The following is a 23,437-nucleotide window of genomic DNA, read 5'->3' as shown; positions in this document are numbered from 1 at the left end:
CCGGCCCATCACCGCTCGCAACAGAACTGCCGTCCCCGTCGGGAGGCAGAGGGGGACACCCTTATGAGTCCAGTACTGCTCGCCATCGTCGGAGTCGTCGTACTCCTCGTCCTGCTGGCCCTCGTGGTCATCACCCGCTACAAGGTCGCCGGGCCCAGCGAGGCGTTCATCATCACCGGCCGCCGGGGCAAGAAGTCCGTCGACCCGGTGACCGGACGGGCCAGCATCGACAACAGCGGCCAGAAGGTCGTCGTCGGCGGTGGCGTCTTCGTCGTCCCGTTCGTGCAGCAGAAGTTCACCCTGGACCTCTCCAGCCGGCACATCCCGATCGCCGTGCGCGGGGCCGTCACGCTGCGCGGTGTGAAGTCCAACCTGGAAGGCGTCGCGATCGTCAAGGTCGGCGGCAGCGAGGACGCGATCCGGGCCGCCGCCCAGCGCTTCCTCCAGCAGCAGAACGGCATCGTCGGCTTCACCCAGGAAGTGCTCTCCGGTGCCCTGCGTGCCATCGTCGGCCGGATGTCGGTCGAGGACATCATCCGCGACCGGGCCGCGTTCGCCGGCCAGGTGGCGGAGGAGGCCGAGGCCAGCCTGTCCGGTCAGGGCCTGATCCTGGACGCCTTCCAGATCCAGGACATCACCACGGAGGGCTCCTACCTGGAGGACCTCGGCCGCCCCGAGGCCGCCCGTGCCAAGCAGGAGGCGGACATCGCCGAGGCGATCGCCCGCCGCGCCTCGGAGCAGGCCCGGCTGAAGGCCGCCGAGGAAATCGCCATCGCCGAGCGGACGTACTACCTCAAGCAGGCCGAGATCAAGGTCGAGACGGAGGCCGCCGCCGCGAAGGCCAACGCCGCCGGTCCCCTCGCCGAGGCCGCCCGCCGCCAGGAGATCCTCCAGGAGCAGGAGAAGGTCGCCGAGCGCCAGGCCGCCCTGACCGACCGCGAGCTCGACACCAAGGTCCGCAAGCCCGCCGACGCCGCCCGCTACCAGGCCGAGCAGGAGGCGGAGGCCCGCCGCATCGCCCAGGTCAAGGAGGCCGAGGCGGACGCCGAACGCTCCCGCCTGACCGGTGAGGGCGAGAAGCTCCACCGCTCGGCCCTCGCCGACGCCGTACGCATCGAGGGCGAGTCCGAGGCCGCCGCCATCGCGGCCCGCGGTGCGGCCGAGGCCGACGCCATGCAGAAGAAGGCGGACGCCTTCGCCCAGTACGGCGACGCCGCCGTACTCCAGATGCTCGTCGAGGTCCTCCCGAACGTCGTCGCCAAGGCCTCCGAGCCGCTGAGCGCCATCGACAAGCTGACCGTGATCTCGACGGACGGCGCGAGCCAGCTCTCGCGCACCGTCACGGACAACGTCGCCCAGGGCATGGAACTCCTCAGCTCCACCACGGGCGTCGACATCGCCGCCCTCCTGCAGAACCTCAAGGGCGCAACCCCGAAGCCGGAGGTCCCGGCCCAGCCGGAACCGTCCACCCCGAAGAACGGCAAGATCGAGGTCACGGACTGACCCCTCCCCAGCAGCCCCGCACGTGCCCGGCCGGTCCCACACCGTCCGGGCACTCGCATGTCCGGCCCCCGCGCCCGCGTGACCGGCCGGCGTTGACGACTCGGCGGGCGCGGTCGGGGGCTCGGCCGAAACGTGGATCCTCCGTGGGTGGAGGCGAACCCACCTAGGGGTAATCCCCGCGCTGGCGAGGCGCAGTTGGTGGCTCAAGGGTGTCGTCGAACCGCGCGTGGGGCATCCCCGCAGGTCGCGGGGAGCAGGGGTGAAGGGCTGGCCGAACTCAGGTTGTGCGGGGTTCATCCCCGCACGCGCGGGGAGCAGACTGCCTGACCTCGGGTTCTCTGGATGCATCGTGCCATTCCGAAGCAGCTTTGCGAAGTCCGGCACATATGGGCAACCGTCCATCGCTAATCCGGAGCCCCGCCGACTCCCCTTGAAGCACGGACTGCATCACCTCCGCCACACCGTGAAGCACCGACACTCCCCGGACCCCGCAACCGCAGCCCAAGGCCTCAAGAAAGGTCCGGTTAGGGTAATGCGGGACTAAAGAGATCACCAAGTGCGTTTCGTAAGCGTCGCGCTCCTCGGGAGGAAGCCATGGGAACCCACCGCACCACGCTGCCCGGAGTCGGAGTGCAGTACGACTACACCACCGAGTCGGGGCAGCACATCTCCGTCGTCGTGCACCACGACGGGCGGCGGTTCATCGGGTTCTACGACCAGGACGATCCTGATTCGTGCCGGCTCTCCGTACCCCTGACTCCACAGGAGGCCACCGGGCTCGCGCACCTCATCGACGCCGCGCCGATCGACGCCGTGCGGACCGACGGGATCGATCTGGTCACCGAGCACATACCGCTCGGGACGCGGTCGCCGTACGGCGGGCGGTTGCTCGGGGACACGCGGGCCCGGACGCGGACCGGGGCGTCGATCGTGGCGGTGTTGCGGACGCACAGTGCGCATCCGTCACCGGGGCCGGACTTCCGGCTGGCCATCGGGGACACGCTTGTCGTCGTCGGTACGCGCGAGGGCGTGGACACGCTCTCCGAGATCATTGCGGAGGGCTGACCGTGCACGACACGACCGCACTGCTGGTGGAGCTCGGCTCCGTCATTCTGGGGCTGGGCATCATCGGCCGGTTCGCCGGGCGAATAGGGCTCTCGCCGATCCCCCTCTACCTGCTGGCCGGACTCGCCTTCGGCGAGGGCGGGCTGCTGCCGCTCGGGGCCAGTGAGGAGTTCACCGCCGTCGGCGCCGAGATCGGTGTCATCCTGCTGCTGCTCCTGCTGGGGCTCGAGTACAGCGCCAGTGAGCTCGTCACCAGTCTGAAGACGCAATATCCGTCCGGGGCCGTGGACTTCGTGCTCAACGCGACTCCGGGGGCCGTCGCCGCGCTGATGCTCGGGTGGGGGCCCGTGGGGGCGGTGGCGCTGGCCGGGGTCACCTGGATCTCGTCGTCCGGGGTGATCGCCAAGGTGCTCGCGGATCTGGGGCGGCTCGGCAACCGGGAGACGCCCGTCATCCTCGGGGTGCTCGTCATCGAGGATCTGTCGATGGCCGTCTATCTGCCGCTGCTCACCGCGATGCTCGCGGGAGTCGGCTTCGCCGGGGGCAGCATCGCGCTGCTCGTCGCGCTCGGCACCGTCGGGTTCGTCCTCTATCTCGCGCTGCGGCACGGCCGGCTCATCAGCCGGGCCGTGTCCTCCGACAATCCGGAGATGCTGCTCCTGGTCGTGCTGGGGCTGACCGTCCTGGTGGCCGGGGTCGCCCAGCAGTTGCAGGTGTCGGCGGCCGTCGGTGCGTTCCTCGTCGGCATCGCGCTCTCCGGGGAGGTCGCGGAGGGGGCGCGCAAGCTGCTGACGCCGCTGCGGGACCTGTTCGCCGCCGTCTTCTTCGTGTTCTTCGGGCTCTCCACCAATCCTGCGGAGATCCCGCCGGTGCTGCTCCCGGCCGCACTGCTGGCCGTCGTCACCGTCTTCACCAAGATCGCCACCGGCTGGTACGCGGCCCGGCGGGCCGGAATCGGGTCACGCGGGCGCTGGCGGGCCGGCGGCACGCTCGTCGCGCGTGGCGAGTTCTCCATCGTCATCGCCGGTCTGGCCGTGGCGACCGAGCCGCGCATCGGCCCCATCGCCACCGCGTACGTCCTGATCCTCGTCATCGTCGGGCCGCTCACCGCGCGCTGGACGCAGCCCCTCGTGGCGAAGATCCAGGAGCGGCGCGGCAGCGGCGACAAGCCCGCCGCGTCAACCGGAAACGGCGGCAGCGGCAGCGACAGCGGTACCGTTCCTGCCGCGCGGGTTCCCGCGCCGCAGGAGGAGCTGGCCGCGACCGACTGAGCGTGGCGGTCAGCCGTCCTGGGCGGCGGGGAGGTCGGGCAGCCAGCCCAGCGGGTACGCGTCCGCGCCGCCCCCGGGAACGGCCGGCTCGCCGCCCGCCGCGGTGAACGCCGTCAGCGCCTCGATCAGCGCGGACCGCTGCTCCGGCGCGAGGCGTTCGACGATCGAGGCGATCTCGCGGCGGCGGCCGGCCGTGACGTCCTCGACCAGCTGGAGCCCCTCCGGCGTGACCCGCAGTGCGGTCTCCCTGCGGTTGGCCGGGTTGACCTGCCGCTCGGCCAGACCGGCGACGATCAGCCGGTCCAGCATGCGCATCGCGGTCGACGGATTGACGCCCAGCCGCTCGGCCAGCGAGACCAGCTTGGCGTCCCCGTGGGTGGCCAGGACCACCAGCAGCCGGAACTGCGGCAGCGTCACCCGGTCCTCGACCGCCGCCAGCGACCGGGCGGAGACCGCCACCAGCAGTCTCGACGCGGTCAGCACCGCCCGCGTCACCGCGTCGACGTCGTCCCTGCCCGGGGCGGACGGTCGTTTCCCAGATGCCTGTTCGCGCGCGGCCATGCCCCTTTGTACCGCGCCCGGCTGTGGTACTCGAACCCGGGCCGCGCCGTGACCGAAAGGTGTCGTGCCGGGACCCGATCCACGGCCTGCGACGGTGGCGTTCATCTTTGGATTGTGCAACGTTTGCACAGTGACACATGAATCCGCAGCTTCGTCCGACCCCCGGCGCCCGGCACCGCTGACCGGCTGGCGGCGCACCGCCGCCCGCCTCCCGGTCCATATGTTCCGGGCCGGGCTCGGCCCCCTGTTCCGGGGACGGCTGCTGCTCCTCGTCCACACCGGGCGCACCTCGGGGCAGCCGCGCCGGACCGTCGTCGAGGTCGTCGAGTCCGCGACGCAGGACGGCCGGCCGAGCTGGACCGTGGCGTCCGGATTCGGGCCCGGCGCCGACTGGTACCGCAACCTGCAACGTACGCCGCAGGCCACCGTGCAGATCGGCCGCCGGTTCCACGCGGTGACGGCGGCCGAGCTGCCGGCTGCGGAGGGCGGCGAGCTGATGGTGCGGTACGCGCCCCGGCACCCCCGGGTCGCCCGGCGGCTGTGCGCGTACATGGGGTTCACGGTCGACGGCAGCGCGGAGGGTTACCGGACCGCGGGCGAGGCCATCCCCTTCGTACGCCTCACCGAGGGTGCCCGGAACGCCCGCGACGGCGAACGGGGCGGCAACCGCAGCGGCGATCGCGACGGCGGCCGTGACCACAACCGCGACGGCGGCCGCTGAGGGCCGGTGTCCGGGGTCAGGCCCGTGCGGGTTCGGGTTCCTCCACCGGGTGGGGGTGCGGTGCGCCCCGGCGGTAGAGGATCACCGTGACCAGGAAGCCGACGGCGAAGAAGCCCGCGGACCACCAGTACGCGGTGGAGTAGCTCTCCAGCTGGGACTGGGCGATCGCGGCCGGGGTCGGGCGGCGGCCGACCAGGTAGTTGGTGGCCGCGCTGGTGGCGAGGGTGTTCAGCAGCGCCGTACCGATGGAGCCGCCCACCTGCTGGCTGGTGTTGACCATCGCGGAGGCCACCCCGGCGTCCCGGGCGGAGACCCCGGCGGTGGCCAGGTTCATCGCCGTCGCGAAGATCGAGCCCAGTCCGAGCCCCAGGCAGATCAGCGGGGGCAGCACATGGGCGGCATAGGTGCTGTTCAGGTCGAGGGTGGTGAGCCACACCATGCCGCCCGCCGCGATGCCCATGCCGAGGGGCACGATCGGTTTGGCGCCGAACCTCGGCACCAGGACGTTCGTCGTCGTCACGGACGTCACGATCATGACGGCGATCATCGGCAGGAACGCCAGGCCGGTGCTGACCGGCGAGTAGAACAGGCTCTTCTGCAGGAAGTACGTGAGGAACAGGAACACCCCGAACAGGCCGCCGCCGGAGATGAACATCGCGAGGAACGACGCGCCCCGGTCCCGGTCGAGCACCACCCGCATCGGCAGCAGCGGGTGCGCGGCCCGGGTCTGCCACCACGCGAACGCCGCGACGAGCACCACACCGGCCACCAGGAAGCCCCAGACGTCCGGCGAACTCCACGGATGCGTCTCGGCCCTGGAGAAGCCGAACACGATGCAGAAGAGGCCCGCCGAGACCAGCACGGTCCCCGGGATGTCGAGCTTCGGGCGGTCGGTGGGCCTGCCCCCGGTGAGCAGCCGCCAGCCGCCGACGAAGGCGACAGCCGCGAACAGCAGGTTCACGTACAGGCACCAGCGCCAGTCCAGGTACTCCGTGAGGATGCCGCCGAGCAGCAGCCCCACCGCGCCGCCCGCGCCCGCGATGGCCCCGTAGATGCCGAAGGCCTTCGCCCGTTCCTTCGGCACGGTGAACGTCGTGGTGAGCAGGGAGAGCGCGGCCGGGGCCAGCAGTGCGCCGAACATGCCCTGGAGGGCGCGGGCCAGCACCAGGACCTCGAAGCTCGGGGCGGCGCCGCCGATCGCGGAGGCCACCGCGAAGCCGACCAGTCCGGTCAGGAACACCACCCGGCGGCCGACCAGGTCCGCGATCCGCCCGCCGAGCAGCAGCAGCGAGCCGAAGGCGAGGGCGTACGCCGTCACGATCCACTGCCGGTTGCCGTCGCTGAAGTCGAGGTCCTGCTGGGCGGAGGGCAGCGCGATGTTCACGATGGTCGCGTCGAGCACCACCATCAGCTGGGCGAGCCCGATCACCCCGAGCACCCACCACCGGTGGGACGGACCGCGCCCCTCCCCGCTCTCGGCAGGTTCCCGTGGCTGACGCGCGTGTCGGGCCATGGTGCGGATCTCCCTCGTTGCGCACACCGCCGGAATCCCCCGAATGATCACGGTATGTGGAGGTCGGCCCGTCCGCATGCCGGGAGCGCCGCCGGGGGCCGTTCTGCCGGGAACCGGCAGGGTGCAGGGGCCATCTGAGGCCGGGGGCCGGGAAGGAGGAAGGTGAGCTGTGAGCCGTGGGCGGCGCTCAGACCTCGTTCGCGGGCCAGTCCAGCAGCCGGGCCCCGATCACCGCCGTCTGCAGCGTGTAGCGGTGCATCGGGTCGGACGGGTCGGAGCCGGTCAGCTGGTGGATCCGCTCCAGCCGGTAGGTGAGGGCGCGCACGCTCAGCGCCAGCCGGCGGGCCGTCTCGGCCGCGACACAGCCCGACTCGAAGTACACGGACAACGTCTTGAGCAGCGGTTCCGCCCCGCCCCGCGCCTCCTGGAGCGGCCCCAGCTCACTGCGCACCAGATCGGACATCGCCTGCCGGTCCCGGGTCAGCACCGGGTAGACCAGCAGATCGGCGGAGTACAGCACCGGATCCTCCAGGCCCATCCGGTCGGCGAGATCCAGCGCGTCGAGCGCCTCGTCGTACGACTGGACCACGCCGCCGGGCCCCCGGTGGGCACGGCCGATGGCGACCCGGCCGCCGTCCGTCGCGGCGTGCGCCTGCTTGGCGAAGTACCTGAGGACGTCGGGCTGGCTGCCGGGCGCGATGCAGATCAGCCGGCCGTCCTTCGTGGTGATGAGGATCTTCCGTCCGCCGAACCGGGCCAGCAGCGCCGACTCCACGTGCCTCGGCACGGTATCCGTCTCCGTGTACGCGTCCGGGCCGGCCGCCACCGCCACCGCGTGGGCGCGCGAGAGCCGCAGCCCGAAGCGCGTGGCCCGCTCCGCGAGCCGCCCCAGGTCGCTGCGCCCGTACAGCAGGTCGTCGATGAACTCCCGGCGGGCCGCCTCCTCCCGCCGCACGGTGAGCCGCTGGGCCCGCTCGAAGCCCTCGGCGAACGCGTCGACCGCCTGTTCCGCCGCTGCCAGCACGCTCTCCGCGACCGCCCCGACCGCGGCCGCCGTGGCGCCGGGGGCGGCGGACGGCCAGGCGGTGCGGGTCTCGGCCAGGTGCATCCGGACCAGGGCGCGCAACTGGTGCCCGGCCTCGGCGGCCTGCCTGCCCAGCGCCCGGCGGATCTCCAGCTCCTCCCTGGTGAGCCGCCTCCCGGTGCCGGCCACATCGCCCAGGATCTGGGCATAGCCGTCCAGAAAGGTATTGGGAATCTCCGGCTCAGGCACGCGCCCGCCTCCAGTTCTGACTCGTTGCTGACATATACCCAACGCATACGGCCCAGTGCCGGTGCCCGGCATCGAGGACGGAGAAAGATTGCCGTACTCCGGCAATGCGACGGCCGGTCACCGGATGGCACGATCCGGTCAGCACCAACCGGGGGACCACGGGGAAACACGGGGGTGCGACGGGGGACGGGGGACCACCCGGCTGCTGCGGTACCGCTCACGGCGGTACCGCAGCACCTGGGTCGGCGCCGGACCGCGCGCAGACGCCGGCAAGTCCTGCCGGCGGGACGGCAGGGGGTGGAACCTATGAGTGAGTTCCTGACGGCGACGTTGTCCTTCCCGGCCGTTCTCTTCGCCGCGGCGCTCGTCGTCGTGATCGCCTTCTGGCTGCTCGTACTGGCCGGGGCGGCCGACCACCACTCCTTCGACGCGGACCTGGACGCCGATCTCGCCGGGGTCGGCGGTGTACCGGTCACCGTCTCGGTCTCCGTGATGGTGACCGTCGCCTGGTTCACCTCCCTGACCGGTTCGGTCCTGCTGCACCGCAGTACGGTCACCGGCACCACCCGGGCCGCGCTCGCGCTGGGCATCCTCGCCGGCGCGCTGCTGATCGCCTGGGCGGTGGTGCGGGTGCTCGTGCACCACTTCCGCCGCTTCTTCCCGGACCGGCCCCCGCCATCGCGCCGGGACTTCCTGGGCCGGGTCTGCACGGTCCGCACCGGCTCGGTCGGTCCGGACTTCGGCCAGGCCGAGGTCGCCGCGGCCGACGGGTCCACCGCGATCGTCCAGGTGCGGCAGTTGCGGGCCGCCGACGCGGAGCTGACCTCGGGGAGTTCGGGGCTGCTGTACGCGTACGACGACGCGGGCGAGTTCTTCTGGGTCTCGCCGTACGACAAGGCGCTCGACCCCGGACCGCCGCAACCACTGCCCGCGCGCCGGCGAGCGGCACCCGGCCGCACCGGCTGAGCCGTACTCCTCCACCGCGCCCGCACGGCCCGGCGCCGCTGCCCGTGCCCGCCGCATGAACGTGGTGCGCGCACGTGCCGCCCGTCATGTCCGCGCTGCCCGCCCGCCCCGTTCGCCGGGGTGCCGGGCCGCGCCCCGCCCACCTCTCATTCTCCGTACCACCAGCCGCCAAGGACTGTCATGGAAGCCATCTCCTTGGGCCTCGGCCTGCTCATCGCCGTGGTCCTGCTCATCGCGATCGCCCTGCTGCTGATCGTCACCCGGCTCTTCCGCAAGGTCGAGCAGGGCAAGGCCCTGATCATCTCCAAGACCAAGAAGGTCGACGTGACCTTCACCGGTGCCGTCGTCCTGCCGGTGCTGCACAAGGCCGAGTCGATGGACATCTCGGTGAAGACCATCGAGATCCGGCGCACCGGGCGCGAGGGCCTGATCTGCCAGGACAACATCCGCGCCGACATCCACATCACGTTCTTCGTACGGGTCAACAAGACTGTCGAGGACGTCATCAAGGTCGCCCAGGCCATCGGGACGGAGCGGGCCAGCGACAAGGTCGCGATCCAGGAGTTCTTCGCCGCGAAGTTCTCCGAGGCGCTCAAGACCGTCGGCAAGCAGCTGGACTTCGTCGATCTGTACACCAAGCGCGAGGAGTTCCGGGACCGGATCATCCGCGTCATCGGCACCGATCTGAACGGCTACCACCTGGACGACGCCGCGATCGACTTCCTCGAGCAGACGCCGATGACGCAGCTGGACGGCGCCAACATCCTCGACGCGCAGGGCATCCGGAAGATCACCGAGCTGACCGCGATCGAGCACGTGCGCACCAACGAGTACCAGCGCACCGAGCAGAAGGAGATCACCCGGCAGGACGTGGACGCCCGGGAGACCATCCTGGAGCTGGAGCGCCGGCAGGCCGAGGCCGAGATCAAGCAGCGCCGCGAGGTCGAGACGCTGCGGGCCCGCGAGGAGGCGGTGACCGCCCGGGTCCAGGAGGAGGAACGCCTCGGCGCACAGGGCGCGTTCATCCGGACCGAGGAGCAGCTCGGCATCCAGCGGGAGAACCAGGCCCGGGAGATCGCGGTCGCGCAGAAGAACCGCGAGCGCGTCATCGCGGTGGAGAACGAGCGCATCGAGAAGGACCGAATGATCGAGGTCATCGGGCGCGAGCGGCAGACCGAGCTGAACCGGATCGCCGCGACGAAGGAGGTCGAGGCCGAGCGCCGCGACGTCGCGGACGTGATCCGGGAGCGGATCGCGGTGGACCGTACGGTCGCCGAGCAGGAGGAGTCCATCAAGACGCTGCGCTCCGTCGAGGAGTCCGAGCGCACCCGCAAGTCCGTCATCATCGCCGCCGAGGCGGAGGCGCAGGAGCAGCTGGTCAAGGACATCAAGGCGGCGGAGGCCGCCGAGGCCGCGGCCACCCACCGGGCAGCCGAGCAGCTCACGCTCGCGGAGGCCCGGCTGAAGACCGCGGATCTGGACGCCCGTGCGAAGCTGCGGCTGGCCGAGGGTGTCCAGGCGGAGTCGGCCGCGGCCGGTCTCGCGGACGTCCAGGTACGGGACGCCGCCGCCGAGGTCATCGAGAAGACGGGCCTGGCCGAGGCCGAGGCCACGTCCGCCCGGCTCAGGGCCGAGGCGGAGGGCGCGCGGCTCAAGGCGCTGGCCGCGGCGGAGGGTACGCAGGCCCAGGCGACGGCCGACGCGGCCATGATCGGCGAGAAGCTGAAGGCCGAGGCGGCGGGGCTCACCGACAAGGCGGCCGCGATGGCGGCGCTGGACGACGCGTCGCGCGGGCACGAGGAGTACCGGCTGCGGCTGGAGGCGGAGAAGGAGATCCGGCTCGCCGGTCTCGACGTACAGCGGCAGGTCGCGGAGGCGCAGGCGACGATCGTGTCGGCCGGGCTGGAGAACGCGGACATCGACATCGTCGGCGGGGAGTCGGTCTTCTTCGACCGGCTGGTCTCGTCCATCTCCATGGGCAAGAGCCTCGACGGCTTCGTCGGCAACTCGGACACGGCGAAGGCGCTCGCCGGGCCGTGGCTGAACGGCACGTCCTCGTTCACGGACGATCTGACGAAGGTGCTGGGCTCGGTGTCCTCGGGCGATGTGCAGAACCTGACGGTGTCGGCGCTGCTGATGCGGATGATGTCCGCTCCGGGGGGCGGGGGTGCGGGGGCGGAGCAGGTCAGCCGGCTCCTGGACCACGCGCGGGAGCTGGGGCTCGCGGACATGCGCCTGGGCGACGTCCAGGTCCCGGGCCCGGCCGCCCGAAACGGTACGCCGGTGGCGTAGCCGCACCACCCGGGCAACGCCTTGTCCTCAATCGCCGGACGGGCTGGGAATGCCCCGGCCCGCCCGGTGACCGCCCACCCGGGCACCGTCCGTCCTCAATCGCCGGACGGGCTGGATATGGCTCCTGTCATCCGTCCGGTGCAAGCCCGTCCGGGCACTTCAAGCCCGTCCGGCGATTGAGGACGGACCGCAAGCGCGGCCGACCCGCACCCTCCCGAAAACCGCCCACCCCCTCAAGCCCGTCCGGCGATTGAGGACAACCCCCGCGCCCCGGGCGCCGTGCCGTACATCCGCCCACCCCGTAAGGAGCCGCACCGCATGGACACCGGAACCCCGCCGCCCCCGGGCGGCCCCGTGGAGGCCGGGGCCTACGACGTGCTGCGGCGGCGGCTCGCCGGCCAGGCCGCGGAGCTCACCCGCCGGGCCGAGGCGCTCAACTCCCGCCGCACCGAGGAGTTCGGCTCCACCGGGCTGCGGCTGCTCGGCGCCGAGCAGATCCGTACCGGGCAGCCCTCCACCCCCCGCGACCTCGTCGCGGTCGGCGGCCACCTGCTGTTCGGCTTCGAACGCGGCCCCGGCCGGCGCGACGAGCCCGCCGTCGAAGACGTACTCGCGCTGTACGACGCCGAGCTGGCCCCCGGCACCGATCCGCTGCTCACCGACGAGGCGTTCGTCCGCGAGTTCGACGGGCTGCACCGCTACTACCGTGACGCCCGCCTGCTGCGGCTGCGCCGTACCGACGGCCGGCTCCTCGCGGTGTTCCGGACTGGCGAGAGCGCCGAGGACATCCGCGTCCTGCGCTGGGCGCTCGACGCCGACGGCTCGCCCGGCGCGTTCCTCGACGCCCGGGGCGAGCGCGACCACGTGTTCCCGCCGTCGCACGACTTCATCTGGACCCCGGCCGGCCGCGAGGCCCACATCGCGGGCCGGCACCCGCACATCGCGATCGGCGCGACGGGCGACGGCGGCGAGGCACGGCTCTACGTCGACACCCTCGGCGGCAGCCTCACCGTCAAGACCGTCAACGACACGGACACCCCGGACGGGATCTACCGGGAGCCGGTCACCGAACCGCTCCAGTCGCTCGCGGACGCCGAGGTCGAGTACGCGGAGCTGGGCCCGCTGGTCCTGCTCCGGATCCGCCCTTACAAGGAGGAGGCCGCCCGCCACCTGGTGTTCAACTCGCTCCTGGGCACCGTGCTGCGGCTGGACGGCATCGGCCCGGCCTGCCACCGGCTCCCCGAGGACCAGGGGATCATCTTCCCCGGCGGTTTCTACCTGACCACGGGCACCGCCAAGACCTTCGACATCGCCCAGCCGCTGACCGAGCCGGTCTTCGAGGGGGCCGTCCGCTCCCCCAACGGCGAGGACGTGCTGTACGCGTTCCGCTCCCGGGAGGACGGCCGCAGCCTGCTGCTGCCCTACAACGTGATCCGCCAGGAGGTCGAAACGCCGCTGCAGGGCCGGGGCCACGCCCTGCTCGACGACGGGACGCTCGTACTCCTGCGGGACCCGGTCGAGGGCCCCGACGCCGGCCCGGCCCGGGTCCACCCCCTGCAGCGCTGGCAGACCCCGTACGTCTCCGACACCTACGCGGCGTCGCGCCCTGCCGGCACCGGCCCGCTGGCCCGGATCGGCAACGCCGACCTGGTGCGCGGGATCTCCGACTGCCTCGCCCTCGCGCACAGCGCCGACGGGACCACCCCGACCGGCGCGGTCTACGCCCGGCTGCTGGCCGACTGCACCCGCGCCACCGACCGCTACCACTGGCTGAACGACCCCGAACTCGGCTCCCTGGCAGAGCCGTTGACCGAGCTCCGCGACACCGCGCGGCAGGTCATCGCGGAGTTCGAGGGCGTCCAGGAGCTGACCCGGCAGGCCGCCGACGCACTCGCCGCGAGCGCGGAGCGGATCACCGCCCTGGTGCGCCGGGTGCGCGGCGAGGCCCCGCAGTCCGCCGCCCAGTGGGTGGCCCGGCTCACCGAACTCCGGGGCGCGCACGGCCATCTGGCCGCGCTGGGCGAGATGCGGTACGCGGACACCGAGCGGATCGCGGAGCTGACCGCCGCCACCGCCGACGACCTCACGGCGGCGGGCCGGCGCGCGGTCGCATTCCTGGCCGGCGAGGACGCGTTCGCCGGGTACCACGCGGACCTCGCGCGGCTCACCGACGAGGCGTCCTCGGCCGCCACCGTGACGGACGCCGCCGCGCTCGGCGCCCGGCTGACGGAGATGACGGACGGGCTCGGCACGGTCACCGACGTCGTCGCCGGGCTGGACATCGGCGACGGTGTGGTCCGCACCTCGATCCTGGAGCGGATCGCGGAGGTGCTCGGCGGGGTCAACCGGGTCCGTGCCGTCCTGGACGCCCGCCGCCGCGAGCTCCTGGACCACGAGGGCCGGGCCGAGTTCGCCGCCGAGTTCGCCCTGCTGGGGCAGGCGGTGACGGGTGCGCTGGCCGCCGCTTCGACCCCGGACGCCTGCGACGAGCAGCTCGCGCGACTGCTGCTCCAGCTGGAGAACCTGGAGGCGCGGTTCACCGAGTCCGACGACTTCCTGACCGCGCTGGCCGAGCGGCGCACGGAGGTGTACGAAGCGTTCTCGGCGCGCAGGCAGACCCTTCAGGACGCCGTCGCCCGCCGCACCGAACGCCTCGCCCAGTCCGCCGCCCGGGTGCTGGAGACGGTCTCCCGCCGCAGCGCCGCACTGCCCGACACGGACGCCGTCCACACCTACTTCGCCTCCGACCCGATGGTCACCAAGGTCCGCCGTACCGCCGCCGAGCTGCGTGAACTCGGCGACACGGTACGGGCCGAGGAGCTGGACGGGCAGCTGCTCGCGGCTCGCCAGGAGGCCGGCCGGGCGCTGCGCGACCGCAGCGAGCTGTACGCGGACGGCGGGGCGACCGTCCGCCTCGGCCGCCACCGGTTCGCGGTGAACACCCAGCCGTTCGACCTGACGCTGGTGCCCCAGGGCGACGGGCTCGCGTTCGCCGTCACCGGCACGGACTACCGGATGCCGGTGACCGATCCGGCCTTCGCCGAGACCCGCCCGTACTGGGACCAGCAGCTGCCCTCCGAGTCCCCGTCCGTGTACCGGGGCGAGCACCTGGCCGCCCGGCTGCTGACCGAGCACGGCGCGGACCGGCTGAGCCCGCTGGACGCGCCCGAACTCGCCTCGCTCGTACGGACATCGGCGGCCGACGCCTACGACGAGGGCTATCAGCGCGGGGTCCACGACGAGGACGCCACCGCGATCCTGACCGTGCTGCTGCGGCTGCGCGCCGGGTCCGGGCTGCTGCGCTGGGCGCCCGCCGTCCGGGCCGCCGCCCAGCTGTTCTGGGCGCACGGGACCGACGAGGCGCGGCGGCAGTCCTGGACGCTGCGGGCCCGTTCACTGGCGCGCGCCCGCGACACCTTCGGACTCACCCCCGCCCTCGCCACGCTCCAGGAGGAGTGGGCGGGCGCCATCGGGGGCGAGGGCGCGCGGGCGGTCGCCTCGTACCTCTTCGAGGAGCTGACGAGCGGCCCCGACGGATTCGTGACCAGCGCGTCGGTCCGCACCTTCCTGGACAAATTCCGCCGCACGACGGGAACTTCGGCATACGACGAGGATCTCGCGGCCCTCGGGGACGAGCTGCCCGCCCGCCGCCAGCTCGTCGAGGGCTGGCTCGCCGCCTACTCCCGCGCGAGCGGCTCCGAGCTGGACGCGGGCGATCTCGCGGAGGCCGTCGCGGTGGAGCTCTGCCCGGAGCCTGCCGTCCGCCGGTACGAGGGCGAGGCGCCGCTCACCGCGACCGTGGACGGGCTCCTCGGCGTCCACCCGCGCATCGACCGGGGCCGGCTGCCGGTCCGGATCGACGAACTCCTCTCCCGTACAGCCGAGTTCCGCGAGGTCACCGTTCCCGGCTTCCGCGCCTACCAGCGACGGCGGACCGCGCTGGCCGCCGCCGAGCGCGCCCGGCTGCGGCTGGACGACCACCGCCCGCGCGTGATGTCGGCGTTCGTCCGCAACCGGCTGCTCGACGAGGTGTACCTGCCGCTGATCGGGGACAGCCTCGCCAAGCAGCTCGGCACCGCCGACGCCGACCGCCGCACCGACTCGCAGGGCCTGCTGCTGCTCGTGTCCCCGCCCGGCTACGGCAAGACGACGCTGATGGAGTACGTGGCCGACCGGCTCGGCCTGGTCCTCGTCAAGATCAGCGGACCCAACCTCGGCCACGACGTGACCTCGCTCGACCCCGCGCAGGCGCGCAGCGCGACCGCGCGCCAGGAGATCGAGAAGATCAACTTCGCCCTCGACGCGGGCAGCAACACGCTCCTCTACCTCGACGACATCCAGCACACCTCGCCCGAACTGCTCCAGAAGTTCATCCCGCTCTGCGACGCCACCCGCCGGATCGAGGGCGTGCGCGACGGCGAGCCGCGCAGCTACGACCTGCGGGGCAAGCGGTTCGCGGTGTGCATGGCGGGCAACCCGTACACCGAGTCCGGGGAGCAGTTCCGGATCCCCGACATGCTCGCCAACCGGGCCGACGTGTGGAACCTCGGCGAGGTGCTGAGCGGCCGAGACGACGTCTTCGCGCTGAGCTTCGTGGAGAACGCGCTGACCGCGAACCCGGTACTGGCCCCGCTCGCCGGACGCTCCCGCGAGGACCTCGCGCTGCTGCTCCGGCTGGCCGCCGGCACGGAGCCGTCAGCCGCCGCGAGCCGCTTGCAGCACCCGTACGCGCCCGCCGAGGCGGAACGGATCGTGGCCGTGCTGCGCCATCTGCTCACCGCCCGGGACACCGTGCTCGCCGTCAACGCCGCCTACATCGCATCGGCGGCGCAGACGGACGCGACCCGCACCGAACCGCCGTTCCGGCTACAGGGCTCGTACCGCAACATGAACCGGATCGCGGAGCGGATCGTGCCCGTGATGAACGACGCCGAGCTGTCCGACGTCATCGACGACCACTACGCGGGCGAGGCCCAGACGCTCACCACCGGCGCCGAGGCCGCCCTGCTGAAGCTCGCCGCGCTGCGCGGCACCCTCGGTCCGGAGCAGGCCGCCCGCTGGTCCGCGATCACCGCCGGATACGTCCGCAGTCAGGCGCTCGGCGGCCCCGACGGCGACCCCGTGACCCGTGCGGTGGCCGCCCTCGGCCTGCTCGCGGACCGGATCGCGGCGGTGGAGACGGCGATCGGCCGGGCGACGGACCCCCGCCGCCTCCTCGCCCGTCCGCCGTCCGGGGAACCCGGGGACCGGTGACAGCGGCGACGACAGAAGGGAACAGGCATGCTGGGTCATGTGCCCCCACTCCCACAGCAGCCCCAACGCTCCCCGTTCTCCGGTCACATGGTCGTCTGCGGTGACGACGCGCTCGCCCAGCGGCTCGCCGTGGAACTGCGCTACGTGTACGGGGAGCGGGTCACCCTCCTCCTGCCACCGGGGCCCGACCCGAGGCGGCCCGAACTGCCGCTGACCGGGCGCGGGCGGGCGGCCGCCCTGTTCGGCCGGATGTCGTCGGCGATGAACCGCAACGGCGCCGGCAACGGCGGCGGCAACGCCGACAGCGACACCAACGCGGGTGTGGAGGCGGTACGCATCCTCCAGGCGCACGAGCCGTCCGACGAGGCGCTGGAGGAGGCCGGTGTCGACACGGCCGCCGCGCTGGCCCTCGTCTACGACGACGACGAGCGCAACATCCGCGCCGCCCTGACCGCCCGCCGGCTCAACCCCCGGGTCCGGCTGGTGATCCGGCTCTACAACCGCAAGCTCGGCCAGCACCTGGAGGCCCTCCTCGACCAGGCGGCCGCCGTCGCGTCGCCGGGGCTCGACCACACCGCGCTGGACGCGTCCACCACCGTCCTGTCCGACGCCGACACCGCCGCCCCCGCCCTCGCGGCGACCGCGCTCGCCGGATCCAGCAAGGTGATCCAGGCGGAGGGCCTGCTCCTGCGGGCCGCCGAACGCACCCCGCCCCGCGACGGCCAGGTCGCCGACCCGGGCCTGTGCACCCTGGCCCTGCTCTCCTCCACCACCCACGACCCGGCGGGCACCGAGGGCTCCGACAGCAGCGGCGACGAGGGCCCCCGGCTGCTCCCCGACCAGGCCGAGGTGGCAGCCGCGACCGGGCGCGGCACCATCGTCCTGGAGGCCGTCAGCCGCAACGGCGCGAACGCCCGGACCCGCCGGATGGGCGGCCGCAGCGCACCGCTCAGCCAGTTCTTCTCACGCCGGCTGCGCTGGTCCGCGCTGGGCGTCGGGCTGGCCGTCCTCGGCCTGGCGGTCGCCTCCACGTTCACCACCGGGGACAAGCCCCTGCACGCCGCGTACCTGACCCTGCTCGACCTGTTCGCGATGGGCGACCCGGCCATCGGTGACCCCACCGCCCGCCAGATCATCCAGATCCTCTCCGGTGTCGCCGGACTGATGCTCCTCCCGCTGCTGGTGGCCGGGGTGCTGGAGGCCTTCGGCTCGCTGCGCACCGCCTCCTCGCTGCGCCGCCCGCCGCGCGGCCTGTCCGGACACGTGGTGCTGCTGGGCCTCGGGAAGATCGGCACCCGCGTCCTGGTCCAGCTGCGCGAACTCGGCATCCCCGTGGTGTGCGTGGAGGACGACCCGGACGCGCGCGGCATTCCGGTGGCCCGGCGGCTGCACGTGCCCGTCGTCATCGGGGACGTCACGCAGGAGGGCGTGCTGGAGGCGGCGAAGATCCGGCGCGCCCGCGCCCTGCTCGCCCTGACCAGCATCGACACCACCAACCTGGAGGCCGCGCTGTACGCCCGCTCGGTCAAGCCGAGCCTGCGGGTGACGCTGCGGCTGTTCGACGACGAGTTCGCCACCGCCGTCTACCGCACCCTGCGCACCGCCCACCCGCAGGCACTGACCCGCTCCCGCTCGGTCTCCCACCTGGCCGCGCCCTCCTTCGCGGTCGCGATGATGGGCCGACAGATCCTGGGGGCGGTGCCGGTCGAGCGGAAGGTGATGCTGTTCGCCGCGGTCGAGGTGGCCGGGCACCCGCAGCTGGAGGGCCGCACGGTGGAGCAGGCGTTCCGGTCCGGCGCCTGGCGGGTCCTGGCCCTGGACGTCGCCCCGCCCGCCGACCGCCGCCCGGACCTGGCCTTCCCGGGGACGCCCCCGCTGGCACCGGGGACCGGCACCGAGGACCGCCCCGGCGGCCTGGTGTGGAACCTGCACCCGGGTTACGTACTCCAGCCCACCGACCGCGTGGTCATCGCCGCCACCCGGCGCGGACTGGCCGAACTCCTGCGCAGGCGGAGCTCGTTGACGCACCGCTGAGCTGCTGCGGGCAGGCTCCTGTCCGTGGGGGAACGCCGGCCCCCGGCGGACGCCCGCTAGACCGGACCACCCATCGCCTCCCGCACCTGTCCCAGCGTCGCGTCGGCGATGGCGTTGGCGCGCTCGTTGCCGGCCCGCAGCACGGCCCGTACGTACCCCATCTCCCTTGCGTACTCGGCCCGTCGGGCCCGCATCGGGGCCAGCCGGGTGTTGACCGCGTCGGTCACGGTCCGCTTCAGTGCGGCCGCGCCGCCGCCGCCGATCTCCTCGGCCACCTCGCGCGGATCGCGGTCGAGGCAGAGGGCGGCCAGCAGCACGAGGCCGGACACCGCGGGCCGCCCCTCGGGGTCGTAGGTGATGTGGCGTTCGGCGTCCGTCTTCGCGCCCTTGATCAGGCGTGCCGTCGTGTCCGCGTCGGCGCCGAGCGCGATGCAGTTGCCTCGGCTCTTGCTCATCTTGGTGCCGTCGGTGCCGAGCAGCAGCGGTGTGGCGGACAGCAGAGCCTCGGGTTCCGGGAAGACCTGTTCGTACCGCTCGTTGAACCGTCTGGCGACGGTCCGGGTCATTTCGAGGTGAGGCAGCTGGTCCTGGCCGACGGGCACCAGATTGCCCTTGCAGAACAGGATGTCGGCGGCCTGATGGACGGGGTAGGTGTACATCAGCCCGCTGACGGCGGCCTGCCGGGAGTGCGCGATCTCGTCCTTGACCGTGGGGTTGCGGCCCAGCTCCGCGACGGAGACCAGGCTCAGGAACGGCAGCAGCAGCTGGTTGAGCGCGGGCACGGCACTGTGGTTGAAGATCACCGCACGTTCCGGGTCGATGCCGACGGCCAGGTAGTCCAGCAGCAGCCCCTCCACGGTCGCCCCGAGCCGCTCGACCACGTCCCGGTCGGTCAGCGCCTGGTAGTCCGCGACGAGCACGAACACCTCGGCCCCGAGGTCCTGGAGCCGCACCCGGTTGTGGAGCGTTCCGAAGTAGTGCCCGAGGTGCAGCGCCCCGGTGGGCCGGTCCCCGGTCATCACCCGGAACCGCTCCGGGTGCCGCCGGATCCGGGCCTCCAGGGTGCCGGCCGGGGCGGCATCGGCGAAGGCCGCAGGTGTGGGCGTGGTCGTGGTCATGAGTGGTCTCTCCTCGCGTCGGTGTGTGCGTGGAGGACGGCCCGCCGGACGAGGGACCCGTACCGGAAAGGGGCAGAGAAAAAGGGCCGTCCATGTCGAACGGCCCTGGTCCCGCGCAGAAGAGGTGGCCGCTCCTAGAAGGAGCGCCACCAGTTCCGGCACGGTACGGAGGTCATGGCGCGATCGTAGCGCGCACGGGCCCGGTGCGGCGGCTCATCATGCGGGCCGGGCCCGTCCAGCGCCCCGCCGGCCGGACTCACGAGCGATCTGTGGCCCGCGGATGCCCTGTGCTCGCGAAGGTGATCCAGCAGGTTTCGGCGGACGTGTCCAGCAGGTACCAGACACGTCCACCTCCGGTCACCTCGATCTGCCACTGCTCGCAGGTCTGTCCCCGGTGGGTTCCGTGGGCCAGGCTGCCCTTCAGTCGGTGATGCCTGGACATCTCGGCTGCCGGCCCCGGATCCGTACGCATGATGATCCAGGCGCGATACGTGTTGCTGCGGGCCTGCCGGCCCAGACTCTCCCAGCCCTTGGCTGCCGCCGCATCGGCGAAGCGGACTTCCCACTGCCCTTCCGGCGCAGGAGGCGCTGCCCGGTCGCCCCGGCCCGCGCTCATGCGAGCCCCCGCGGATCGGGCACCCGCCCGTAATCCTCCTCATGGTCCCTGGTCAGCGCGGCAAGCAGTTCGGGGTCGGAGTGGACCTCGGCACTGTGCTGCCATGCGGTGAGCAGCTGGGCGACTGATGCGCTGTTGCCGATCGAGTCGGCGGCGCGCATGGTGTCGACCAGTTCGACGGCGAAGGCGTGGACATCGGGTTCGGGAAGGAACCGGACCCAGGGAAACGCGTCCGGAAGTATGTCCAGGAGCAGCTCCATACTGCCGGGCCCCCGCCGGGCCATGGCGGCGAGCATGCGGGTGGCCGCCGAAACCACGCTCCGGTCCTGTTCGGCCCGGACGGCGGTGGTGAGGACCAGATCCTCACCGTCCCTGCGGTGCAGCAGGAGCTGTGGTGACTCATCGAGCCGGGCCAGGGTCTGCTTGTTCTTGTTCACCAGCTCGGAGAAGTTCACGGCAGCGCTCTCGTTGCTCATAACTTTGAAAGTACTTCGAAAGTCCTCCTCCGGCCATCACCCACAGGAGGGACACGGCGACAAGGACCCGGCGGGCCCGCCCCTCACACCCCCCGCAGCAGCCCGACCGTCCCCGCGAGGTCCTCGGCGCCATGGCCCTGGGCCACGCGGCGGCGCATCAGGTCCATGTACGGGGTGAGCAGGCGGGGGTCGACCGACTGGCCCGTCGCCGTGGCCAGGAGGGTGTCGTTGCCCGCCGCCATCATGGCGAGGTTGGAGACGACGCCTTCCGTGTAGTCGCCGCTCTCCAGCTGGGCGGCCATCTCCTGGGCCGAGCCGGCCATGGCGCGCAGCCAGTCCGTGAGCAGGGCGGCGAACGCGGTCCGGTCGAGGTCCCGGGCCTGTTCCGGGGTGCCGGTGGTCAGGTTGACGAGGTCCTTGCCACCGAGGCCGAGGCCGTCCAGGACCTCGGTCACGGAGGCGTCGTCCAGCAGGCAGAGCACCACGGGGCCGGTGGCCGAGGCGATCGCGGCGGTGAGCTGCGGCGCGCGCTTCCCGGCGTCACCGAGAAGGTCCTCGCCTCACACCTGCGGGAGCTGGAGGCGGCCGGCATCGTCTTCCGCGAGGAGGCCTTCGAGGGAGCCGTCCGCCGCGTCACGTACGGCCTCACCCCGCTCGGCACGTCCCTGAACGCGGCACTGGCCCCGCTCGGGGCGTGGGGCAGGGAGCACCTGCTCGGCGGGGACCCGCAGCACGCCGAGGGCGTCGGCGAGCGGTCCTGACACCGGCAATCCGCTTGAGCCGTAACAGCCCATAGCCGCTCGTGACCGTTCGTGTGCGATGGCCGGAACCCGTTCGATCCCATGGAATAGGGAGGCGGAGCACTCCGTTGTAGGGTGTGTTCACATAGTTCAACGTTCAACAATCTTGGAGGCGGGCGCCATGCAGTTCGGGATCTTCACCGTCGGGGACGTCACCACCGACCCCACGACCGGCCGGACGCCGAGCGAGCACGAGCGGATCAAGAACACGATCGCCATCGCGCAGAAGGCGGAGGAGGTCGGCCTCGACGTCTTCGCGACCGGTGAGCACCACAACCCGCCGTTCGTCCCGTCCTCGCCCACCACCACCCTCGGCTTCATCGCCGCCCGCACCGAGAGGCTGATCCTCTCCACGTCCACGACGCTGATCACCACCAACGACCCGGTGAAGATCGCCGAGGACTACGCCACGCTCCAGCACCTCGCCGACGGCCGCGTCGACCTGATGATGGGCCGGGGCAACACCGGACCGGTCTACCCCTGGTTCGGCAAGGACATCCGCCAGGGCATGCCGCTCGCCATCGAGAACTACGCCCTGCTGCACAAGCTGTGGCGCGAGGACGTCGTCGACTGGGAGGGCAAGTTCCGGACGCCGCTGCAGTCCTTCACCGCGACCCCGCGCCCCCTGGACGGCGTCCCGCCGTTCGTCTGGCACGGCTCGATCCGCTCCCCGGAGATCGCCGAGCAGGCCGCGTACTACGGCGACGGCTTCTTCCACAACAACATCTTCTGGCCCATCGAGCACACCGCGAAGATGGTGAACCTCTACCGGCAGCGCTACGCCCACTACGGGCACGGCACCGCCGAGCAGGCCATCGTGGGCCTCGGCGGCCAGGTGTTCATGCGGAAGAACTCGCAGGACGCGGTAAGGGAGTTCCGTCCGTACTTCGACAACGCGCCGGTCTACGGGCACGGCCCCTCGATGGAGGACTTCACCCAGCAGACGCCGCTGACCGTGGGTTCTCCGCAGGAGGTCATCGAGCGGACGCTGTCCTTCCGGGACACCGTCGGTGACTACCAGCGCCAGCTGTTCCTGATGGACCACGCGGGGCTGCCGCTGAAGACCGTCCTGGAGCAGCTCGACATCCTCGGCGAGGAGGTCGTACCGGTGCTGCGCAAGGAGTTCGCCGCCCTGCGGCCGGCCGGGGTCCCCGAGTCCGCGCCGCTGCACCCGGCCGTCGTCGCCGCCCACACGAAGGAGAGCTGACACCGTGTTCGCCACCGAACCCCTGAGGATCGTCGCCGTGTCGGCCGGGCTGAGCAGCCCGTCCTCGACCCGGCTGCTGGCCGAGCGGCTGGCCGGCGCCGCCCGGGAACGGCTGGAGGCCGAGCAGGACCGCCCGGTCGACGTCCGGCTGATCGAGCTGCGTGACCTGGCCGTCGACATCGCCAACCACCTGGTCACCGGTTTTCCCTCGGCCACACTGGAGGAAGCGATCGGCGCGGTGACGGAGTCGGACGGGCTGATCGCCGTCAGCCCGGTCTTCACCGCCTCCTACAGCGGACTGTTCAAGTCGTTCTTCGACCTCGTCGATAACACCGCGCTGACCGGGAAGCCCGTCGTCGTCGCCGCGACCGGCGGCACCGCCCGGCACTCGCTGGTCCTTGAGCACGCCATGCGCCCGCTCTTCGCCTATCTGCGAGCCGTCACGCTGCCGACGTCGGTGTACGCCGCCTCGGAGGACTGGGGTGCGTCCGGCGACGAGTACGCCGACGGCCTGCCGGCCCGGATCCGTCGCGCGGGCGGCGAGCTGGCGAGCGCGGTCACCGGCGGCCGGGCCGTCTCCGGGGCTTCCCGGGCTCTCGGCCTGGACGACGAGGTCGTCCCGTTCGAGCAGCAGCTCGCCGGTCTCCGGCAGGCCTGACCGACCCACGCGCTGTGGTTTCGTCCGGTTTGACTAGAGTTGGGCGGGAGGGTGCGCCGTGGGACATCCGCAGGAACTGCGGATGCGCGGACTCCGTACGCCGCACCCGC

Annotated in this window: 18 protein-coding genes; 11 read left to right on the top strand and 7 right to left on the bottom strand. The window is 72.3% G+C overall.

What is annotated here, in order from left to right:
• Positions 1-63 precede the first annotated feature (63 nt).
• The 3 genes from ACGFU6_RS20855 (at position 64) to ACGFU6_RS20845 (ending at position 3,839) form a co-directional block, all read left to right on the top strand.
• Positions 64-1,503, top strand: coding sequence for a flotillin family protein (locus ACGFU6_RS20855; RefSeq protein WP_393612708.1), 1,440 nt, complete (start codon positions 64-66; stop codon positions 1,501-1,503).
• A 594-nt stretch (positions 1,504-2,097) separates the two neighbouring features.
• Positions 2,098-2,568 carry a cation:proton antiporter regulatory subunit gene (locus ACGFU6_RS20850; RefSeq protein WP_123525000.1) on the top strand — a complete coding sequence of 157 codons (471 nt, stop codon included), beginning with the start codon at positions 2,098-2,100 and terminating at the stop codon, positions 2,566-2,568.
• Between the two features lie 2 nt (positions 2,569-2,570).
• The gene (locus ACGFU6_RS20845) at positions 2,571-3,839 is read left to right on the top strand and encodes a cation:proton antiporter (protein ID WP_393612706.1); all 1,269 of its coding nucleotides are present in this window, start codon (positions 2,571-2,573) and stop codon (positions 3,837-3,839) included.
• A 9-nt stretch (positions 3,840-3,848) separates the two neighbouring features.
• Here the strand turns inward: ACGFU6_RS20845 and ACGFU6_RS20840 are convergent, their stop codons facing one another.
• A complete protein-coding gene (locus tag ACGFU6_RS20840; RefSeq protein ID WP_393612704.1) occupies positions 3,849-4,400 on the bottom strand; it encodes a MarR family winged helix-turn-helix transcriptional regulator in 552 nt (183 codons plus the stop codon).
• Positions 4,401-4,530: 130 nt separating this feature from the next.
• Between ACGFU6_RS20840 and ACGFU6_RS20835 the strand changes: the two genes are divergently transcribed.
• Positions 4,531-5,121 carry a nitroreductase family deazaflavin-dependent oxidoreductase gene (locus ACGFU6_RS20835; protein ID WP_393612702.1) on the top strand — a complete coding sequence of 197 codons (591 nt, stop codon included), beginning with the start codon at positions 4,531-4,533 and terminating at the stop codon, positions 5,119-5,121.
• A gap of 16 nt (positions 5,122-5,137) precedes the next feature.
• On the opposite strand, the gene ACGFU6_RS20830 is transcribed toward ACGFU6_RS20835, so the two are convergent.
• Both ACGFU6_RS20830 and ACGFU6_RS20825 read right to left on the bottom strand, forming a co-directional pair.
• Positions 5,138-6,634: an MFS transporter gene (locus tag ACGFU6_RS20830; RefSeq protein ID WP_393612700.1), complete on the bottom strand. Its 1,497-nt coding sequence runs from the start codon at positions 6,632-6,634 to the stop codon at positions 5,138-5,140.
• A 187-nt stretch (positions 6,635-6,821) separates the two neighbouring features.
• The gene (locus tag ACGFU6_RS20825) at positions 6,822-7,907 is read right to left on the bottom strand and encodes a PucR family transcriptional regulator (RefSeq protein ID WP_393612698.1); all 1,086 of its coding nucleotides are present in this window, start codon (positions 7,905-7,907) and stop codon (positions 6,822-6,824) included.
• A gap of 306 nt (positions 7,908-8,213) precedes the next feature.
• On the opposite strand from ACGFU6_RS20825, the gene ACGFU6_RS20820 reads away from it, so the two are divergent.
• From ACGFU6_RS20820 to ACGFU6_RS20805, 4 genes are all read left to right on the top strand, one after another.
• A complete protein-coding gene (locus ACGFU6_RS20820; RefSeq protein ID WP_393612696.1) occupies positions 8,214-8,873 on the top strand; it encodes a hypothetical protein in 660 nt (219 codons plus the stop codon).
• A gap of 180 nt (positions 8,874-9,053) precedes the next feature.
• Positions 9,054-11,165, top strand: coding sequence for a flotillin family protein (locus ACGFU6_RS20815; RefSeq protein WP_393612694.1), 2,112 nt, complete (start codon positions 9,054-9,056; stop codon positions 11,163-11,165).
• Positions 11,166-11,483: 318 nt separating this feature from the next.
• Positions 11,484-16,418, top strand: a complete 4,935-nt coding sequence (locus ACGFU6_RS20810; protein ID WP_393612692.1) for a DNA repair ATPase — start codon at positions 11,484-11,486, stop codon at positions 16,416-16,418.
• Positions 16,419-16,445: 27 nt separating this feature from the next.
• Positions 16,446-18,452 (top strand): NAD-binding protein, encoded by a 2,007-nt coding sequence (locus ACGFU6_RS20805; protein WP_393612690.1) that lies wholly within the window; start codon positions 16,446-16,448, stop codon positions 18,450-18,452.
• Positions 18,453-18,508: 56 nt separating this feature from the next.
• On the opposite strand, the gene trpS is transcribed toward ACGFU6_RS20805, so the two are convergent.
• The 4 genes from trpS to ACGFU6_RS20785 form a co-directional block, all read right to left on the bottom strand.
• Complete coding sequence (gene trpS / locus ACGFU6_RS20800) at positions 18,509-19,570, bottom strand: tryptophan--tRNA ligase (RefSeq protein WP_393612688.1); 1,062 nt, start codon at positions 19,568-19,570, stop codon at positions 18,509-18,511.
• Positions 19,571-19,826: 256 nt separating this feature from the next.
• Positions 19,827-20,186: a hypothetical protein gene (locus ACGFU6_RS20795; protein ID WP_393612686.1), complete on the bottom strand. Its 360-nt coding sequence runs from the start codon at positions 20,184-20,186 to the stop codon at positions 19,827-19,829.
• On the bottom strand, positions 20,183-20,662 hold the full coding sequence (locus ACGFU6_RS20790) for a hypothetical protein (protein ID WP_393612684.1): 480 nt from the start codon (positions 20,660-20,662) through the stop codon (positions 20,183-20,185). Before ACGFU6_RS20790 ends, ACGFU6_RS20795 begins: the two co-directional genes overlap by 4 nt.
• 83 nt (positions 20,663-20,745) lie before the next feature.
• Positions 20,746-21,147, bottom strand: coding sequence for a hypothetical protein (locus tag ACGFU6_RS20785; RefSeq protein WP_393612682.1), 402 nt, complete (start codon positions 21,145-21,147; stop codon positions 20,746-20,748).
• Between ACGFU6_RS20785 and ACGFU6_RS20780 the strand changes: the two genes are divergently transcribed.
• From ACGFU6_RS20780 to ACGFU6_RS20770, 3 genes are all read left to right on the top strand, one after another.
• On the top strand, positions 21,043-21,423 hold the full coding sequence (locus ACGFU6_RS20780) for a winged helix-turn-helix transcriptional regulator (protein ID WP_393612994.1): 381 nt from the start codon (positions 21,043-21,045) through the stop codon (positions 21,421-21,423). The genes ACGFU6_RS20785 and ACGFU6_RS20780 overlap by 105 nt on opposite strands.
• 160 nt (positions 21,424-21,583) lie before the next feature.
• A complete protein-coding gene (locus ACGFU6_RS20775) occupies positions 21,584-22,669 on the top strand; it encodes an LLM class flavin-dependent oxidoreductase (RefSeq protein ID WP_393612680.1) in 1,086 nt (361 codons plus the stop codon).
• A 4-nt stretch (positions 22,670-22,673) separates the two neighbouring features.
• Positions 22,674-23,327, top strand: a complete 654-nt coding sequence (locus ACGFU6_RS20770) for an FMN reductase (protein WP_393612678.1) — start codon at positions 22,674-22,676, stop codon at positions 23,325-23,327.
• Positions 23,328-23,437 lie beyond the last annotated feature (110 nt).

It is taken from the genome of Streptomyces sp. NPDC048462 (assembly GCF_043200175.1).
GTDB lineage: Bacteria > Actinomycetota > Actinomycetes > Streptomycetales > Streptomycetaceae > Streptomyces.
The sequence above is the reverse complement of the archived record's forward strand: the minus strand, read 5'-3'. Positions and strand labels throughout refer to the sequence as shown.

Bases quoted from the DNA above. Each gene is read 5' to 3' on its own strand.
- ACGFU6_RS20840 (WP_393612704.1), bottom strand. From the start codon at position 4,400: ATGGCCGCGCGCGAACAGGCATCTGGGAAACGACCGTCCGCCCCGGGC.
- ACGFU6_RS20775 (WP_393612680.1), top strand. From the start codon at position 21,584: ATGCAGTTCGGGATCTTCACCGTCGGGGACGTCACCACCGACCCCACG.
- ACGFU6_RS20790 (WP_393612684.1), bottom strand. From the start codon at position 20,662: ATGAGCAACGAGAGCGCTGCCGTGAACTTCTCCGAGCTGGTGAACAAG.
- ACGFU6_RS20830 (WP_393612700.1), bottom strand. From the start codon at position 6,634: ATGGCCCGACACGCGCGTCAGCCACGGGAACCTGCCGAGAGCGGGGAG.
- ACGFU6_RS20810 (WP_393612692.1), top strand. From the start codon at position 11,484: ATGGACACCGGAACCCCGCCGCCCCCGGGCGGCCCCGTGGAGGCCGGG.
- ACGFU6_RS20820 (WP_393612696.1), top strand. From the start codon at position 8,214: ATGAGTGAGTTCCTGACGGCGACGTTGTCCTTCCCGGCCGTTCTCTTC.
- ACGFU6_RS20795 (WP_393612686.1), bottom strand. From the start codon at position 20,186: ATGAGCGCGGGCCGGGGCGACCGGGCAGCGCCTCCTGCGCCGGAAGGG.
- ACGFU6_RS20805 (WP_393612690.1), top strand. From the start codon at position 16,446: ATGCTGGGTCATGTGCCCCCACTCCCACAGCAGCCCCAACGCTCCCCG.
- ACGFU6_RS20815 (WP_393612694.1), top strand. From the start codon at position 9,054: ATGGAAGCCATCTCCTTGGGCCTCGGCCTGCTCATCGCCGTGGTCCTG.
- trpS (WP_393612688.1), bottom strand. From the start codon at position 19,570: ATGACCACGACCACGCCCACACCTGCGGCCTTCGCCGATGCCGCCCCG.
- ACGFU6_RS20850 (WP_123525000.1), top strand. From the start codon at position 2,098: ATGGGAACCCACCGCACCACGCTGCCCGGAGTCGGAGTGCAGTACGAC.
- ACGFU6_RS20855 (WP_393612708.1), top strand. From the start codon at position 64: ATGAGTCCAGTACTGCTCGCCATCGTCGGAGTCGTCGTACTCCTCGTC.